We start from the raw sequence: 14,959 nt of genomic DNA on the forward strand, positions 1-14,959 counted from the left end.
TGAGGCGACCGCTTACAGCCCAGCCGCGCCACCCCAGCCCCGCCGGCGCTTGAGGCGACCGTTTGCAGCCCCGCCGGCGCTTGAGGCGACCGTTTGCAGCCCCGCCGGCGCTTGAGGCGCGGGGGCCGGGGGCGGCGCCCCCGCAACGAAGCCGCACCGCTCCACACAACGGCACCCCAGCCCACCTCGCCGCCGACCGCCCGAGGTCACCGCACCCGCTGAACCCTCCGCTCGTCCCACACCGGCTCCGCCGTCTCCCGCACGACCCCGTCCGACCCGAAGACCAGATACCGGTCGAAGGACTTCGCGAACCACCGGTCGTGCGTGACGGCCATCACCGTGCCGTCGTACACCTCAAGACCGTCCTGCAGCGCCTCCGCCGACTCCAGGTCCAGGTTGTCCGTGGGCTCGTCCAGCAGCAGCGCCGTCGTGCCGGCCAGCTCCAGGAGCAGGATCTGGAACCGCGCCTGCTGCCCGCCGGACAGCTTCTCGAACGGCTGGTCCCCCTGCCGCTCCAGCTCGTAGCGCCGCAGCACCGACATCGCCCCGCCCCGGTCCTTGGCGTGCTCGGACCAGAGGATCTCCACCAGCGTCTTGCCGAGCAGCTCCGGATGCGCGTGCGTCTGGGCGAAGTGCCCCGGCACGACCCGCGCCCCGAGCTTCCACTCCCCCGTGTGCGCCACCGGCTCCCCCGCCAGCAGCCGCAGGAAGTGCGACTTGCCCGACCCGTTGGAGCCGAGGACCGCGACCCGTTCCCCGTAGTAGATCTCCAGGTCGAACGGCTTCATCAGCCCGGTCAGCTCCAGGCCCTTGCAGGTCACCGCCCGCACCCCGGTCCGCCCGCCGCGCAGCCGCATCCTGATGTCCTGCTCGCGCGGCGGCTCCGGCGGCGGGCCGGCCTCCTCGAACTTCTTGAAGCGCGTCTGCATCGCGTGGTAGCGGTTCGCCATGTCGGGGCTGTTCGCCGCCTGCTGCCGCATCCGCAGGACGAGCGCCTTCAGCCGGGCGTGCTCCTCCTGCCAGCGCCGCAGCAGCTCCTCGAACCGGGCGAAGCGCTCCTTGCGCGCGTCGTGGTACGTGGCGAAGCCGCCGCCGTGCACCCATACGTCGCTGCCCGCCGGACTCGGCTCGACGCTGACGATCTTCTCGGCGGCACGGGACAGCAGCTCGCGGTCGTGGGAGACGAAGAGAACCGTCTTACGGGTCTCCTTCAGCTTCCCCTCCAGCCACCGCTTGCCCGGCACGTCGAGATAGTTGTCCGGCTCGTCCAGCAGCAGGACCTCGTCGGGCCCCCGCAGCAGCGCCTCCAGGACCAGCCGCTTCTGCTCACCGCCGCTGAGCGTGCGGACCTCGCGCCACTGCGCCTTCTCGTACGGGACGCCCAGCGCGGCCATGGTGCACATGTCCCAGACCGTCTCCGCCTCGTACCCGCGCGCCTCGGCCCAGTCGCTGAGCGCCTGCGCGTACGCCATCTGCGCGGCCTCGTCGTCGACGGTGAGAATGCGTTCCTCGGCCGCGTCGACGGCCTTGGCCGCCTCCTTGATCCGAGGCTGGGCCACCGAGACCAACAGGTCCCGCACCGTCCGCTCGTCCCGCACCGAGCCCACGAACTGCGGCATCACACCGAGCCCGCCGCTCACCGACACCGTGCCGCCGTGCGGCTGGAGCTCACCGGCGAGCAGCCGCAGCAAGGTCGTCTTGCCCGCCCCGTTCGCCCCGACGAGCGCGACGACGGCCCCGTCGGCCACCCGGAACGAGGCGTCGCCGAGCAGCACCCGCCCGTCCGGTAGGTAGTACTCCAGGTGGCCTGCTTCGAGATGTCCCATACAGAGCATTGTCACGGTCCGCGAACTCCTGGCCCAACCGGTTTACGTCACCCCCTGAGACCGACCGGTCTAAACTGCGCGCATGAGCTTTGGGCAAGGGGGGGCCTCCTGGGGGCCCGGGGGCGACGGGACTCCGGACTGGGCGGCGCTGGCGGAGGAATCCGCGGCGCGCGCCCGCCGGAAGAGGCTGATGATGATCGGCGGTGGCGCGCTGGCCACCGTGGCGATAGGCGCGATCGTGACCACGGCCGTGGTCACGTCGAACGGCGGCGGCTCGGGCAAGGCGGACAAGAACGCGAGCCAGCTGCCCGCACCCGCCGACCTCCCCGAGGACACGTCGGCGCCCGCGCCCTCGTTCTCCTCGGTCGCACCGCCGCCCCCGCCCGACCCCAAGGACTACATCTCCAGCGCCAAGAAGGACAAGGCGCCGATCACCGTGGACGGGTTCTTCCCCGGCAAGAAGCTCACCATGGGCGACCGCGTCCACCTCAAGGGCGCGACGGGCAACTCCGCGACGTGCACGACGGGCACCCAGGGCGCCCTCGGCTCGGTCCTCGCGAACAACGGCTGTGGGCAGCTCATCCGGGCCACCTACCGCAAGGACGGGGTGGCGGTCACCGTCGGCATCGCCGTCTTCGCTACGGAGGCCCGCGCGAAGAAGGCCGTCGACCAGAGCTCGGGCGGCCTCGCCTCCCTCAGCGGCGGCGGCGTCGACACCTTCTGCCGGGGCGGCACGGTCTGCCTGCGCACCGCCAACTCCTACGGCCGCTACGCCTACTTCACCGTCGGCGGCTTCCTGAACGGCAAGCGGGTCACCACCGCCGACAAGGACGTCTACGCGGTCAACAAGGACCTGACGAACTTCACCTTCCGCCAGATCCACCGCCGGGGCCAGCTCCAGGCCTCCCAGGCCGCCGCCGCCCCCAACGGCTGACGGGCCGACACCCTCCGTGCCGAACTCCCGGTCGGTGACCGGGAGTTCCCGCCGGAGCGACGCTCAGCAGCAGCCCGCCCCCGGCAACGTCCTCACGTTCCGCGCCTCCACGGCACGGGCCGCCAGCAACGCGTCGGCCGGGTAGGCGACTTCCTCCAGCGTCAGCCCGTGCGGGCGCACCACGTGCACCCCGGGGTCGCGCACCTTCGCGGCGAGCACCTCGGCGGGCCAGCCGGCCGGCCGCCGACCGTCGCCGACGAACAGTGCCGCCCCGATCAGCGCCCGCACCATGTTGTGGCAGAACGCGTCCGCCTGGACGGTCGCGGTCAGCACCCCGGACGCCGGGTCCCGTACCCAGCTCAGCTCCTGGAGCGTACGGATGGTCGTCGCGCCCTCGCGCCTCTTGCAGTACGCGGCGAAGTCGTGCTCCCCCACCATCAACGCGGCCGCCTCGTTCATCGCGTCCACGTCCAACGGCCGGTCGTGCCAGAGCACATGACCACGGGTCAGCGGGTCGACGCCGCCGGGCCGGTCCCCCACCCGGTACGCGTACCGCCGCCACAACGCGGAGAACCGGGCGTTGAACCCGGCGGGTGCGGGGGCCGCGCGCCAGATCCGTACATCCAGCGGCAGCCGGCCCGCCAGCCGTCGCAGCAGCTTCTCCTCGTGCTCGGCCCACACCGCATCGGGCAGGTCCACGTGGGCCACCTGGCCGCGTGCGTGCACCCCGGCGTCGGTCCGGCCCGCCACCGTCAGGTCGTACGTCACGGCGGAGCGGGTCACGGTCCGCAACGCGTCCTCGATCTCGCCCTGCACCGTGCGCCGGCTGGTCTGCTTCGCCCAGCCGGAGAAGTCCCTGCCGTCGTAGGCCAGGTCCAGCCGCACCCGTACGAAACCGGGCTCCGCCTCGTCACTCACCGCGTCATCCTCTCGACTCCCCTGGTCAGCAGAACGGGCCCGCACCGCCCCGAAGGGTGATGCGGGCCCGTCCCGTGGTCCGTCTCAGAACGCTCAGGCGTCCTTGGACTCCGCGTCGTCGGCCGGCTTGGCGTCCTCGACGGACTCGGCCGCGGGGGCCTCGTCCTTCTTGAGGGCGTCTTCCTTGACCGCACGCTTCGTCGCGGCCTCGGCCTCACCGGTGGCCTGCTGGGCCACGGTCAGCGCCTCGACCAGCTCGATGACCGCCATCGGGGCGTTGTCGCCACGACGGTTGCCGATCTTGGTGATACGGGTGTAACCACCGGGGCGGTTCTCGTATCGGGGAGCGATCTCGGTGAAGAGCGTGTGGACGATGCTCTTGTCCGTGATCGTCTGGAGCACCAGGCGACGGTTGTGGATGTCGCCCTTCTTCGCCTTGGTGACGAGGCGCTCGGCGACCGGACGCAGGCGGCGGGCCTTGGCCTCGGTCGTCGTGATGCGACCGTGCTCGAACAGCGACTTCGCCAGGTTGGCGAGGAGCAGACGCTCGTGCGCGGCGCTGCCGCCCAGACGGGCACCCTTTGCGGGACGCGGCATGGTGATTCTCCTTGTGTGCTGCACCGGCCGTATCAGGTACCGGTGTCAGTTCCCGCGAGGCGGACGCCTCCCGGAAGTCATACGTGCCGGTCGGGCGCGGCTTTCCAGCCCGCCCGACGTTCGCCGGACATCAGCGCACATCGAGCCCGTCCGGCGATTGAGGACAAAGCCTCGTTCCCGGCCCGGGGGCACCTCGAAATCGGGCGCCCCCAGCCGGGAGGCGGATCAGTACTGCTCGGTCTCCACGAAACCGGCGTCCGCGTCGTCGTCGGCGCCGAAGGCGTCGGCGGCGGCGGTCGGGTCGAAGCCGGGAGGCGAGTCCTTGAGCGCGAGGCCCATACCGGCCAGCTTCGCCTTGACCTCGTCGATCGACTTGGCGCCGAAGTTGCGGATGTCGAGCAGGTCCGCCTCGGAGCGGGCCACGAGCTCACCCACGGAGTGGATGCCCTCGCGCTTGAGGCAGTTGTACGACCGAACGGTGAGCTCCAGCTCCTCGATCGGCAGGGCGAGATCGGCGGCGAGCGCGGCGTCCGTCGGCGACGGGCCCATGTCGATGCCCTCGGCGTCGATGTTGAGCTCGCGCGCCAGACCGAACAGCTCGACCAGGGTCTTACCGGCCGACGCCATGGCGTCACGGGGACGCATGGCCTGCTTGGTCTCGACGTCGACGATCAGCTTGTCGAAGTCGGTGCGCTGCTCGACACGGGTCGCCTCGACCTTGTACGTGACCTTGAGCACCGGCGAGTAGATGGAGTCGACCGGGATCCGGCCGATCTCCTGGCCGACCTGCTTGTTCTGGACGGCGGAGACGTAGCCGCGACCGCGCTCGACGGTCAGCTCCATCTCCAGCTTGCCCTTGCCGTTGAGCGTGGCGAGAACGAGGTCGGGGTTGTGCACCTCGACACCGGCCGGGGGCGCGATGTCGGCGGCGGTGACCAGACCCGGGCCCTGCTTGCGCAGGTACATCACGACGGGCTCGTCGTGCTCCGAGGAGACGACGAGCTGCTTGATGTTGAGGATGAGGTCGGTGACGTCTTCCTTGACGCCCGGCACGGTGGTGAACTCGTGCAGGACCCCGTCGATCCGGATGCTGGTGACAGCGGCACCGGGGATCGAGGAGAGGAGGGTGCGGCGGAGGGAGTTGCCGAGGGTGTAACCGAAGCCCGGCTCCAGCGGCTCGATCACGAACCGGGAGCGGAACTCGTCGACGACCTCTTCGGTCAGCGACGGACGCTGAGCGATAAGCATGCGGTGATCCTTCAGTCGTGGGCACCCACTATTTGATGCCCGACAGATGTAACAAGGGTACGGGCGGTACGCCCCGTAAGAGGTGTACCGCCCGGACCGAACGCTACTGACGCACGGCCGTCACCGGCCGCGACGCATCAGACGCGGCGACGCTTCGGCGGACGGCAGCCGTTGTGCGGCGTCGGGGTGACGTCCTGGATCGAACCGACCTCGAGGCCCGTGGCCTGGAGGGAGCGGATCGCGGTCTCACGGCCGGAGCCGGGACCCTTGACGAAGACGTCGACCTTGCGCATGCCGTGCTCCTGCGCGCGGCGGGCGGCCGACTCGGCGGCCATCTGCGCGGCGAAGGGGGTGGACTTGCGCGAGCCCTTGAAGCCGACGTGGCCGGCGGAGGCCCAGGAGATCACGTTGCCCGAGGGGTCCGTGATCGAGACGATGGTGTTGTTGAACGTGCTCTTGATGTGCGCGTGGCCGTGAGCGACGTTCTTCTTTTCCTTGCGACGCACCTTCTTGGCTGCGCCCTGACGACCCTTGGGGGGCATGTCTTGACTCCAGATGGAGAGGGGAGGTGATCGGTCCTACAGCGAAGACCGCTGGTTGCTGCGGGTCCGGAGAACCGGAGGTCCGCAGTGCGTCCGCTGAGGACTACTTCTTGCCCGGCTTCTTCTTACCGGCGATGGCGCGACGCGGGCCCTTGCGGGTACGCGCGTTCGTGCTGGTGCGCTGACCGTGGACCGGCAGACCACGGCGGTGACGAATGCCCTGGTAGCAGCCGATCTCGATCTTGCGGCGGATGTCGCCCTGGACCTCACGGCGGAGGTCACCCTCGGTGCGGAGGTTGGCGTCCACGTACTCGCGGATCTTGACGAGGTCTTCCTCGGCAAGGTCGCGGACGCGGGCGTCCGGGTTCACGCCGGTGGAGGCGAGGATCTCCTTGGACCGGGTGCGCCCGATACCGAAGACGTAGGTGAGGGCAACCTCCACGCGCTTTTCGCGCGGGATGTCAACACCTGAAACGCGTGCCATTCAATGGCTCCAGTTGTTAGATCGGGGGTCTTCCGCAGTGCCACTCCCGGCCGCCGACCGCTCGCGAGGAGCAGTGGTACGTCCGGGTCCCCGGCCCCCGCCGGAGGTGTCGTCAGCCGTGGCTTGGACGGGCTCTGCGTATGTACGAATTTCGTGCGTCGCGCGAAGAACTGCGAGATGCAGGCGGTCGTGCGTCAGCCCTGGCGCTGCTTGTGGCGCAGGTTGTCGCAGATGACCATGACCCGACCGTGACGGCGGATCACCTTGCACTTGTCGCAGATCTTCTTGACGCTCGGCTTGACCTTCATGGGATGTCAGGTTCTCCGGGTCAGTGCCATCACCCGCCGAAACGGGGTGCCGGCAAGATCTACTTGTAGCGGTAGACGATCCGGCCACGCGTCAGGTCGTACGGAGAGAGCTCCACCACGACCCGGTCATCCGGGAGGATACGGATGTAGTGCATCCGCATCTTGCCGCTGATGTGCGCCAGGACCTTGTGACCGTTCTGGAGCTCCACCTTGAACATTGCGTTCGGGAGGGACTCGATCACGGTGCCCTCAATCTCGATGGCACCTTGCTTCTTGGCCACGCTTCGCCTTTCGAATCGGCTACCTTGATCGGCTCTTGCTTATCGGTGTGCTGATATGCGGGCACACTGATGCACGAGAGCCGACGAGTCAGTCTACGTCAGCGGACTCCAAAAGACGAATCCGTCAAGTTTGCCCAGCCGGAGTGATCCTTAGACCTCCCCGAGGGGTCACATCACCCGAGAGGGTCGGGCGCCGCCTCTACTCCGTACTCCGCGAGCTTCGCCCTGCCGCAGTCCGGGGCGGTCAGGACCAGCGGGCCCTGCTCCGTCAGCGCGATGGAGTGCTCCCAGTGCGAGGACCAGGTGCCGTCCGTCGTGATGACCGTCCAGTCGTCGCTCAGGGTCTCCGTCCGCGCCGTGCCGAGCGAGACCATGGGCTCGATCGCCAGGCAGACGCCCGGGACCAGCTTGATGCCCTTGCCGCGCTTGCGGGAGACGTAGTTCAGCAGGTGCGGGTCCATGTGCATCTCGGTGCCGATGCCATGGCCGCCGAAGTCCTCGATGATCCCGTACTTGCCGGTCGCCGGGCGCGGCTGGCGGCGGATGTAGGACTCGATCGCCCGGGAGATGTCGACCAGGCGGTTGTTCACCTTCATCGCGGCGATACCGGCCCACATCGACTCCTCGGTCACCCGGGAGAGCTCGATCAGCTCCGGAGCGTGACCGGTGCCCACGAAGGCGGTGTAGGCCGCGTCGCCGTGCCAGCCGCCGACGATCGCGCCGGCGTCGATCGAGATGATGTCGCCGTCCTTCAGAACCGTCTTCTCGTCCGGGATGCCGTGGACGACGACCTCGTTGACCGAGGTGCAGATGGTCGCGGGGAACCCGCCGTACCCGAGGAAGTTCGACTTGGCGCCGTGGTCGGCGATCACCTTGCGGGCGACCTGGTCCAGGTCGTGCGTGGTGGCCCCGGGAACGGCCGCCTCACGGGTGGCGGCGTGAATGGCAGCGACCACCAGGCCCGCCTCGCGCATCTTCGCGATCTGCTCGGGGGTCTTGATCTGCACCATTGCTCGGCGCCTCTCTGCATCGACGGTGACGGGTACGGCTCGGCGTGTTCAACGATACGGGCGCAAGCAGTCGGCCGCGGCGCCCTGAGAGGCGCCGCGGCCGGCTTGCACTACGGGTGGTGCGGTGGTGACGCTCAGCCCTCGTCGGAGGCCTTCAGCGCCTCCATGGCGCGGGCGGTCACATCCGCGACCTTGCCCAGCGCGGAGATGGTCACCACGAGGCCCTGGGCCCGGTAGTAGTCGATGATCGGCTCGGTCTGCGTGTGGTAGACCTCCAGCCGGGTACGGACCGTCTCCTCGCTGTCGTCGTCCCGCTGGTACAGCTCGCCGCCGCAGGCGTCGCAGACGCCCTCGGCCTTCGGCGGGTTGTACGTCAGGTGGAAGACGTGCGCGCTGTTGTTGCGGCAGACGCGGCGACCCGCGATCCGCTTCACGACCTCGTCCTCGGGGACCTCGAGATCGAGTACCGCGTCCAGCTTTACGCCCTCGTCCTTGAGCATCACGTCAAGGGCTTCGGCCTGTCCGACGTTCCGCGGGAAGCCGTCCAGCAGGAAGCCGCCGGCGGCGTCCGACTGGGCCATGCGGTCCTTGGCCATCCCGATGGTGACCTCGTCCGGCACCAGCTGCCCCGCGTCCATGTAGGCGCGGGCCTGCTTGCCAAGGTCGGTGCCCTGGCTGATGTTGGCGCGGAAGAGGTCGCCCGTGGCGATGTGCGGAATCGAGAGGTTCTGAGCAAGGTACGCAGCCTGCGTTCCCTTGCCGGCACCCGGAGGCCCGACGAGGACGATTCGCATCAGCGGAGGAACCCTTCGTAATTGCGCTGCTGGAGCTGACTCTCGATCTGCTTCACGGTTTCCAGACCGACACCCACGATGATGAGGATGCTCGTCCCGCCGAACGGGAAGTTCGCGTTCGCACCGCCGAAGCCCGCCAACGCCATCGTCGGCACAAGAGCGATCAGGGCCAGGTACAGCGAGCCCGGCCAAGTGATCCTGTTGAGTACGTAGCTCAGGTATTCGGCAGTAGGACGACCTGCCCGGATACCCGGGATGAAGCCACCATACTTCTTCATGTTGTCGGCGACCTCGTCGGGGTTGAACGAGATGGCCACATAGAAGAAGGCGAAGAAGACGATCAGCAGGAAGTACGCCACCATGTAGTACGGCTCGTTCTGCCCGACGAAGTTGTCCGTGATCCAGGTCGCCCAGCCGGCCTGCGAGTTCGAGAACTGGACGATCAGCGCGGGAATGTAGAGCAGCGACGAGGCGAAGATGACCGGGATCACACCCGCCTGGTTCACCTTCAGCGGGATGTACGTGGACGTACCGCCGTAGGACCTGCGTCCGATCATGCGCTTCGCGTACTGCACCGGGATACGGCGCTGGGCCTGCTCCACGAAGACGACGAGACCGACCATCACAAACCCGATGAGGATGACCGTACCGAACTCGATCCAGCCGTCGGCCAGCTTGCCGCTCTCCTTGATGGCCCACAGGGCGCCGGGGAACGTGGCGGCGATCGAGATGAACATCAGGATCGACATGCCGTTGCCGATGCCGCGGTCGGTGATCAGCTCACCGAGCCACATGACGGCAGCCGTACCAGCGGTCATCGTGAGGACCATGATGACCGTGGTGAAGATCGATTTGTCCGCGACGATCTGGCTGCCCACGGAGCAGTTCTGGAAGAGCGCGCCGCTGCGGGCGGTGGCCACGAGACCGGTGCCCTGGAGGATGGCCAGCGCGACCGTCAGATAACGCGTGTACTGCGTGATCTTCGCGGTGCCGGACTGCCCCTCCTTCTTCAGGGCTTCCAGGCGCGGGATCACGACGGTCAGCAGCTGGAGAATGATGCTCGCCGTGATGTACGGCATGATGCCGAGCGCGAAGATGGTGATCTGCAACAGGGCGCCACCGCTGAACATCTGCATCAGACCGAGGAGACCACCCGAGTCGGCCTGGTCGATGCACTGCTGCACCTTCGTGTAGTCGACGCCAGGGGCCGGGACATGCGCCCCGAGCCGATAGATCACGATGATGCCGAGCGTGAAGAGCAGCTTCTTGCGCAGGTCGGGCGTCTGGAACGCTCGGGCGAACGCGGTGAACACGGTGCCTCCTGCGACCCCCGCGCTATGCGTCAGAGGCGACGGGTCTGGATGGGACTGGATGGGATCGGATACAAGGCAGCCCTACATCGTAAGGAGGCCACAAAAGATTAACGGCGCCACCCTACCCGGCTCGGGACTGAGCGGGAAACACGCGCCGCACACCGGTGCACGGCCCGTCTCCCGGCCCCAGCCGCGAAAGACCGGCCAAGCCGCACCATTTGGGACGTGAACGCCCCTCCGCTCCCCCACCGCCGGTGCGGTGGACACCCGTTCAACCTTTCCCGAGCCTTTACGGTTCCCGTACAGCGGCACAAACGCAGAAAAGCCTGGCCGGCCACCTCCGAAGAGGCAGCCGGCCAGGCTCAGTTCTGTCCCGCGGCTCAGACGAGCTCGGTGACCGTACCGCCGGCGGCGGTGATCTTCTCCTTGGCGGAGCCGGAAACGGCGTCAACCGAAACCTGCAGTGCCACGGAGATCTCGCCCTGTCCGAGGACCTTGACGAGGTGGTTGTTGCGCACAGCGCCCTTGGCGACCAGGTCGGCCACCGTGACCTCTCCACCCTCGGGGTAGAGCGTCGCGAGCTTGTCCAGGTTCACGACCTGGAACTCCGTGCGGAACGGGTTCTTGAAGCCCTTGAGCTTCGGGAGACGCATGTGGAGGGGCATCTGGCCACCCTCGAAGCGCTCCGGAACCTGGTAACGAGCCTTCGTACCCTTGGTACCACGGCCTGCGGTCTTACCCTTGGACGCCTCACCACGACCCACACGGGTCTTGGCGGTCTTGGCGCCCGGGGCAGGCCGGAGGTTGTGGGCCTTCAGCGGGCTGTTCTCCGCCATGTCAGTCAACCTCCTCAACCGTCACGAGGTGGCGGACGGTGTGAACCATTCCGCGGAACTCGGGGCGGTCATCCTTGACAACCGAGTCGTTCAGGCGCTTGAGCCCGAGCGAACGCAGGGTGTCGCGGTGGTTCTGCTTGCTGCCGATGTACGACTTCGTCTGCGTGATCTTGAGGCGAGCCATTACGCACCCGCTCCCGCACGTGCACGAAGCAGAGCCGCGGGGGCGACGTCCTCGAGGGGCAGACCGCGGCGGGCCGCGATCTCCTCGGGACGCTGCAGACCCTGAAGGGCCGCCACGGTCGCGTGCACGATGTTGATCGCGTTGGACGAGCCAAGCGACTTCGACAGGATGTCGTGAACGCCGGCGCACTCGAGCACGGCACGCACCGGGCCACCGGCGATAACGCCGGTACCGGGGGACGCCGGCTTGAGCAGGACGACGCCCGCAGCCTTCTCGCCCGTGATCGGGTGAGGGATGGTGCCCTGGATACGCGGGACCTTGAAGAAGCTCTTCTTGGCCTCTTCGACGCCCTTGGCGATGGCCGCGGGAACTTCCTTGGCCTTGCCGTATCCGACACCGACGGTGCCGTCACCATCGCCCACCACGACCAGCGCGGTGAAGCTGAAGCGACGACCACCCTTCACGACCTTGGCGACGCGGTTGATCGCGACGACACGCTCGACGTACGCGGTCTTCTCGGCGGCAGCGCCACCGTCACGGCCCTTCCGGTCCCGCCGCTCGCCGCCACCGGCACCGCTTCCGCGGCGCTGGGGTCCAGCCATTGGATTTACCTCTCTCTGTTACGTCCGCTGTGCGTAGGAACCGGGGCTTAGAACTTCAGCCCGGCTTCACGGGCGGCGTCAGCCAGAGCGGCAATCCGCCCGGCGTACTGGTTACCACCGCGGTCAAACACGACGGCCTCGACGCCTGCGGCCTTGGCACGCTCGGCGACCAGGGCGCCGACCTGCTGGGCCTGGGCGCTCTTGTCACCTTCGCCACCACGGATCGAGGTGTCCAGGGTCGACGCCGACGCGAGCGTGTGGCCCGCGATGTCGTCGATGACCTGGGCCACGATGTGGCGGTTGGAACGCGTCACGACCAAGCGAGGACGCTCCGGCGAACCGGAGATGTGCTTGCGGACGCGGATGTGGCGGCGCTTGAGGGCGGCACGCTTGTACGCGTCGCCCTTGGCGATCTTCACACCGTATGCCATGGCTACTTACCAGCCTTTCCGACCTTGCGGCGGATGACCTCGCCCGCGTACTTGACGCCCTTGGCCTTGTACGGGTCGGGCTTCCGCAGCTTGCGGATGTTGGCGGCTACCTCGCCGACCTTCTGCTTGTCGATGCCCTCGACGCTGAGCTTCGTGGGCGACTCGACCTTGAAGGTGATGCCTGCCGGAGCCTCGATGAGGATCGGGTGGCTGTAGCCCAGGGCGAACTCCAGGTTGGAGCCCTTCGCCTGGACGCGGTAACCGACACCGCTGATCTCGAGCGCCTTGGAGTATCCCGCGGTCACGCCGGTGATCATGTTCGCCACCAGCGTGCGGGACAGGCCGTGGAGGGCCTTGTTCTGACGCTCGTCGTTCGGGCGGGAGACGTTGAGCACGCCGTCCTCACCCTTGGAGACCTCGATCGGCGCGGCAACGGTGTGCGTGAGGGAACCCTTGGGGCCCTTCACCGCGACCGTACGGCCATCGATGGTGACGTCCACACCGGCGGGAACCTGGATGGGGAGCTTGCCGATTCGCGACATGAGCTTTCCTTCCTTTCCCGACTACCAGACGTAGGCGAGGACTTCCCCACCTACGCCCTTCTTGCCTGCCTGCTGGCCGGTCAGGAGACCGTGGGACGTGGAGATGATCGCCACGCCCAGGCCGCCGAGAACCTTCGGCAGGTTGGTGGACTTTGCGTATACACGCAGACCCGGCTTCGAAATCCGCTTGATGCCGGCGATCGAGCGCTCGCGGTTCGGGCCGAACTTCAGCTCGAGGACGAGGCTCTTGCCGACCTCGGCGTCCTCGACCTTCCAGCCGGTGATGAAGCCCTCCTGCTGGAGGATCTCCGCGATGTGCGACTTGATCTTGCTGTGCGGCATCGCGACATCGTCGTGATACGCCGAGTTCGCGTTGCGCAGACGCGTGAGCATGTCTGCGATGGGATCAGTCATGGTCATGAGTTGGCCTTCGGCCTCTCTCGCCGGGGTTTCCTGTATGCGCCATCCCTCTCCCCACTCAGTGGCGGGACGGGTGCGGTGCGGGGACCTACGGCGTAGTAAGTCGGTCTTGGGCGGCAGGCGCCCAACCCTTCAAGCCTACGGCATGAAAGGAGGGGCTCCTGCCGACCAGATACTTACCGAGAGTCTCCGGAACTTCCCTTTGCCCGAGGGCAGAGGGGAGTTACCAGGAGCTCTTGGTCACGCCCGGCAGCTCGCCACGGTGAGCCATCTCACGAAGGCACACGCGGCACAGGCCGAACTTGCGGTAGACGGAGTGGGGCCGGCCGCAGCGCTGGCAGCGGGTGTACCCGCGGACGCCGAACTTCGGCTTACGGGCGGCCTTAGCGATCAGAGACTTCTTCGCCACGGTCAGTTCTCCTTGAACGGGAAGCCGAGGTGACGAAGGAGGGCACGACCCTCGTCGTCGTTGGTCGCCGTGGTGACCACGGTGATGTCCATGCCCCGGACCCGGTCGATCTTGTCCTGGTCGATCTCGTGGAACATGACCTGCTCCGTGAGACCGAAGGTGTAGTTGCCACGGCCGTCGAACTGCTTCGGCGACAGGCCACGGAAGTCACGGATACGCGGAAGCGCGAGCGACAGCGTACGGTCCAGGAACTCCCACATCCGGTCACCACGAAGGGTGACGTGGCAGCCGATCGGCTGGCCCTCGCGCAGCTTGAACTGCGCGATGGACTTGCGGGCCTTGGTGACGGCCGGCTTCTGGCCGGTGATCGTGGTGAGGTCCTTGACGGCACCGTCGATCAGCTTGGAGTCGCGGGCGGCGTCGCCCACACCCATGTTGACCACGATCTTGACCAGACCGGGAACCTGCATGACGTTCTCGTACGAGAACTCCTCACGCAGCTTGCCGGCGATTTCCTCGCGGTAGCGCGTCTTGAGACGCGGCGCAGTGGTGGCAGTCATCAGATGTCCTCACCGGTCCGCTTGGCAACGCGGATCTTGTTGCCCTCGTCGTCAAAGCGGTAGCCGACGCGGGTGACAACCTTGTTGCCGTCCTTCTCCACGACCAGCTGAACGTTGCTGATGTGGATCGGGGCCTCGGTGGTGACAATGCCACCCGTCTGCGAACCGCGAGCCGTCTGACCGGCCTTGGTGTGCTTCTTGACCCGGTTGACACCCTCGACGAGGACGCGGTCCTGAGCGGGGTAGGCCACGATGACCTTGCCCTGCTTGCCCTTGTCCTTACCGGTGATGACCTGAACCAGGTCGCCCTTCTTGATCTTCATGCTTACAGCACCTCCGGCGCGAGCGAGATGATCTTCATGAACTTCTTCTCGCGCAGCTCCCGGCCCACCGGGCCGAAGATGCGGGTGCCGCGGGGGTCGCCGTCGTTCTTCAGAATGACGGCGGCGTTCTCGTCGAAGCGGATGTACGAGCCATCCTGACGGCGACGCTCCTTGACGGTGCGAACGATGACGGCCTTGACGACGTCACCCTTCTTCACGTTGCCACCGGGGATCGCGTCCTTGACGGTGGCGACGATGACGTCACCGATACCCGCGTAGCGGCGACCCGAGCCACCGAGAACACGAATGGTGAGAATTTCCTTCGCACCCGTGTTGTCGGCGACGCGCAGTCGCGACTCCTGCTGGATCACGTCTATCTCCTGATCGTCTGCCGGTT

At 67.4% G+C, this 14,959-nt stretch carries 22 protein-coding genes; 1 reads left to right on the forward strand and 21 read right to left on the reverse strand.

From position 1 onward, the window contains the following. Positions 1-206: 206 nt before the first annotated feature. Complete coding sequence (locus HET64_RS13965) at positions 207-1,826, reverse strand: ABC-F family ATP-binding cassette domain-containing protein (protein ID WP_215105374.1); 1,620 nt, start codon at positions 1,824-1,826, stop codon at positions 207-209. A gap of 82 nt (positions 1,827-1,908) precedes the next feature. On the opposite strand from HET64_RS13965, the gene HET64_RS13970 reads away from it, so the two are divergent. After that, positions 1,909-2,760 carry a hypothetical protein gene (locus HET64_RS13970; protein ID WP_215105376.1) on the forward strand — a complete coding sequence of 284 codons (852 nt, stop codon included), beginning with the start codon at positions 1,909-1,911 and terminating at the stop codon, positions 2,758-2,760. Positions 2,761-2,823: 63 nt separating this feature from the next. Here HET64_RS13970 and truA read toward each other — a convergent pair whose 3' ends face one another. The 20 genes from truA to rplN form a co-directional block, all read right to left on the reverse strand. Then, complete coding sequence (gene truA, locus HET64_RS13975) at positions 2,824-3,678, reverse strand: tRNA pseudouridine(38-40) synthase TruA (protein ID WP_215105384.1); 855 nt, start codon at positions 3,676-3,678, stop codon at positions 2,824-2,826. Between the two features lie 93 nt (positions 3,679-3,771). Next, the gene (rplQ, locus tag HET64_RS13980) at positions 3,772-4,275 is read right to left on the reverse strand and encodes a 50S ribosomal protein L17 (protein WP_018960210.1); all 504 of its coding nucleotides are present in this window, start codon (positions 4,273-4,275) and stop codon (positions 3,772-3,774) included. Positions 4,276-4,500: 225 nt separating this feature from the next. Next, on the reverse strand, positions 4,501-5,523 hold the full coding sequence (locus tag HET64_RS13985; RefSeq protein WP_003966937.1) for a DNA-directed RNA polymerase subunit alpha: 1,023 nt from the start codon (positions 5,521-5,523) through the stop codon (positions 4,501-4,503). A 137-nt stretch (positions 5,524-5,660) separates the two neighbouring features. Then, on the reverse strand, positions 5,661-6,065 hold the full coding sequence (rpsK, locus tag HET64_RS13990; RefSeq protein ID WP_003956432.1) for a 30S ribosomal protein S11: 405 nt from the start codon (positions 6,063-6,065) through the stop codon (positions 5,661-5,663). 103 nt (positions 6,066-6,168) lie between these two features. Beyond that, on the reverse strand, positions 6,169-6,549 hold the full coding sequence (rpsM, locus tag HET64_RS13995) for a 30S ribosomal protein S13 (RefSeq protein ID WP_007446719.1): 381 nt from the start codon (positions 6,547-6,549) through the stop codon (positions 6,169-6,171). A 194-nt stretch (positions 6,550-6,743) separates the two neighbouring features. Continuing rightward, positions 6,744-6,857 carry a 50S ribosomal protein L36 gene (gene rpmJ, locus HET64_RS14000; RefSeq protein WP_003956441.1) on the reverse strand — a complete coding sequence of 38 codons (114 nt, stop codon included), beginning with the start codon at positions 6,855-6,857 and terminating at the stop codon, positions 6,744-6,746. 59 nt (positions 6,858-6,916) lie between these two features. Next, positions 6,917-7,138: a translation initiation factor IF-1 gene (gene infA / locus HET64_RS14005; RefSeq protein WP_003956442.1), complete on the reverse strand. Its 222-nt coding sequence runs from the start codon at positions 7,136-7,138 to the stop codon at positions 6,917-6,919. Positions 7,139-7,311: 173 nt separating this feature from the next. Then, positions 7,312-8,148, reverse strand: coding sequence for a type I methionyl aminopeptidase (map, locus tag HET64_RS14010; RefSeq protein ID WP_215105386.1), 837 nt, complete (start codon positions 8,146-8,148; stop codon positions 7,312-7,314). A 134-nt stretch (positions 8,149-8,282) separates the two neighbouring features. Next, positions 8,283-8,942: an adenylate kinase gene (locus HET64_RS14015; RefSeq protein ID WP_003966940.1), complete on the reverse strand. Its 660-nt coding sequence runs from the start codon at positions 8,940-8,942 to the stop codon at positions 8,283-8,285. Beyond that, on the reverse strand, positions 8,942-10,255 hold the full coding sequence (gene secY / locus HET64_RS14020) for a preprotein translocase subunit SecY (protein ID WP_215105388.1): 1,314 nt from the start codon (positions 10,253-10,255) through the stop codon (positions 8,942-8,944). The genes HET64_RS14015 and secY overlap by 1 nt, the downstream gene beginning before the upstream one ends. A 380-nt stretch (positions 10,256-10,635) precedes the next feature. Next, the gene (gene rplO / locus HET64_RS14025; RefSeq protein ID WP_215105390.1) at positions 10,636-11,091 is read right to left on the reverse strand and encodes a 50S ribosomal protein L15; all 456 of its coding nucleotides are present in this window, start codon (positions 11,089-11,091) and stop codon (positions 10,636-10,638) included. Between the two features lies 1 nt (position 11,092). Next, positions 11,093-11,275 carry a 50S ribosomal protein L30 gene (gene rpmD, locus HET64_RS14030; RefSeq protein ID WP_185028025.1) on the reverse strand — a complete coding sequence of 61 codons (183 nt, stop codon included), beginning with the start codon at positions 11,273-11,275 and terminating at the stop codon, positions 11,093-11,095. After that, complete coding sequence (rpsE, locus tag HET64_RS14035; protein ID WP_097866720.1) at positions 11,275-11,877, reverse strand: 30S ribosomal protein S5; 603 nt, start codon at positions 11,875-11,877, stop codon at positions 11,275-11,277. The genes rpmD and rpsE overlap by 1 nt, the downstream gene beginning before the upstream one ends. Before the next feature lie 47 nt (positions 11,878-11,924). Beyond that, positions 11,925-12,308, reverse strand: a complete 384-nt coding sequence (gene rplR / locus HET64_RS14040; protein ID WP_015610732.1) for a 50S ribosomal protein L18 — start codon at positions 12,306-12,308, stop codon at positions 11,925-11,927. Between the two features lie 2 nt (positions 12,309-12,310). Then, on the reverse strand, positions 12,311-12,850 hold the full coding sequence (gene rplF, locus HET64_RS14045; RefSeq protein ID WP_215105392.1) for a 50S ribosomal protein L6: 540 nt from the start codon (positions 12,848-12,850) through the stop codon (positions 12,311-12,313). A 21-nt stretch (positions 12,851-12,871) separates the two neighbouring features. Beyond that, positions 12,872-13,270 (reverse strand): 30S ribosomal protein S8, encoded by a 399-nt coding sequence (gene rpsH / locus HET64_RS14050; protein WP_073792868.1) that lies wholly within the window; start codon positions 13,268-13,270, stop codon positions 12,872-12,874. Between the two features lie 223 nt (positions 13,271-13,493). Then, positions 13,494-13,679, reverse strand: a complete 186-nt coding sequence (locus HET64_RS14055; protein ID WP_024491590.1) for a type Z 30S ribosomal protein S14 — start codon at positions 13,677-13,679, stop codon at positions 13,494-13,496. A 2-nt stretch (positions 13,680-13,681) separates the two neighbouring features. Then, entirely contained in the window at positions 13,682-14,239 is a 558-nt protein-coding gene (gene rplE, locus HET64_RS14060) for a 50S ribosomal protein L5 (RefSeq protein ID WP_003966948.1), read from the reverse strand. After that, positions 14,239-14,562 carry a 50S ribosomal protein L24 gene (gene rplX, locus HET64_RS14065; RefSeq protein ID WP_007446729.1) on the reverse strand — a complete coding sequence of 108 codons (324 nt, stop codon included), beginning with the start codon at positions 14,560-14,562 and terminating at the stop codon, positions 14,239-14,241. The genes rplE and rplX overlap by 1 nt, the downstream gene beginning before the upstream one ends. Before the next feature lie 2 nt (positions 14,563-14,564). Further along, on the reverse strand, positions 14,565-14,933 hold the full coding sequence (gene rplN, locus HET64_RS14070; RefSeq protein WP_003966950.1) for a 50S ribosomal protein L14: 369 nt from the start codon (positions 14,931-14,933) through the stop codon (positions 14,565-14,567). Positions 14,934-14,959: the final 26 nt, after the last annotated feature.

The sequence above is a fragment of the Streptomyces sp. McG3 genome, assembly GCF_018619185.1.
Classification (GTDB): Bacteria; Actinomycetota; Actinomycetes; order Streptomycetales; family Streptomycetaceae; genus Streptomyces.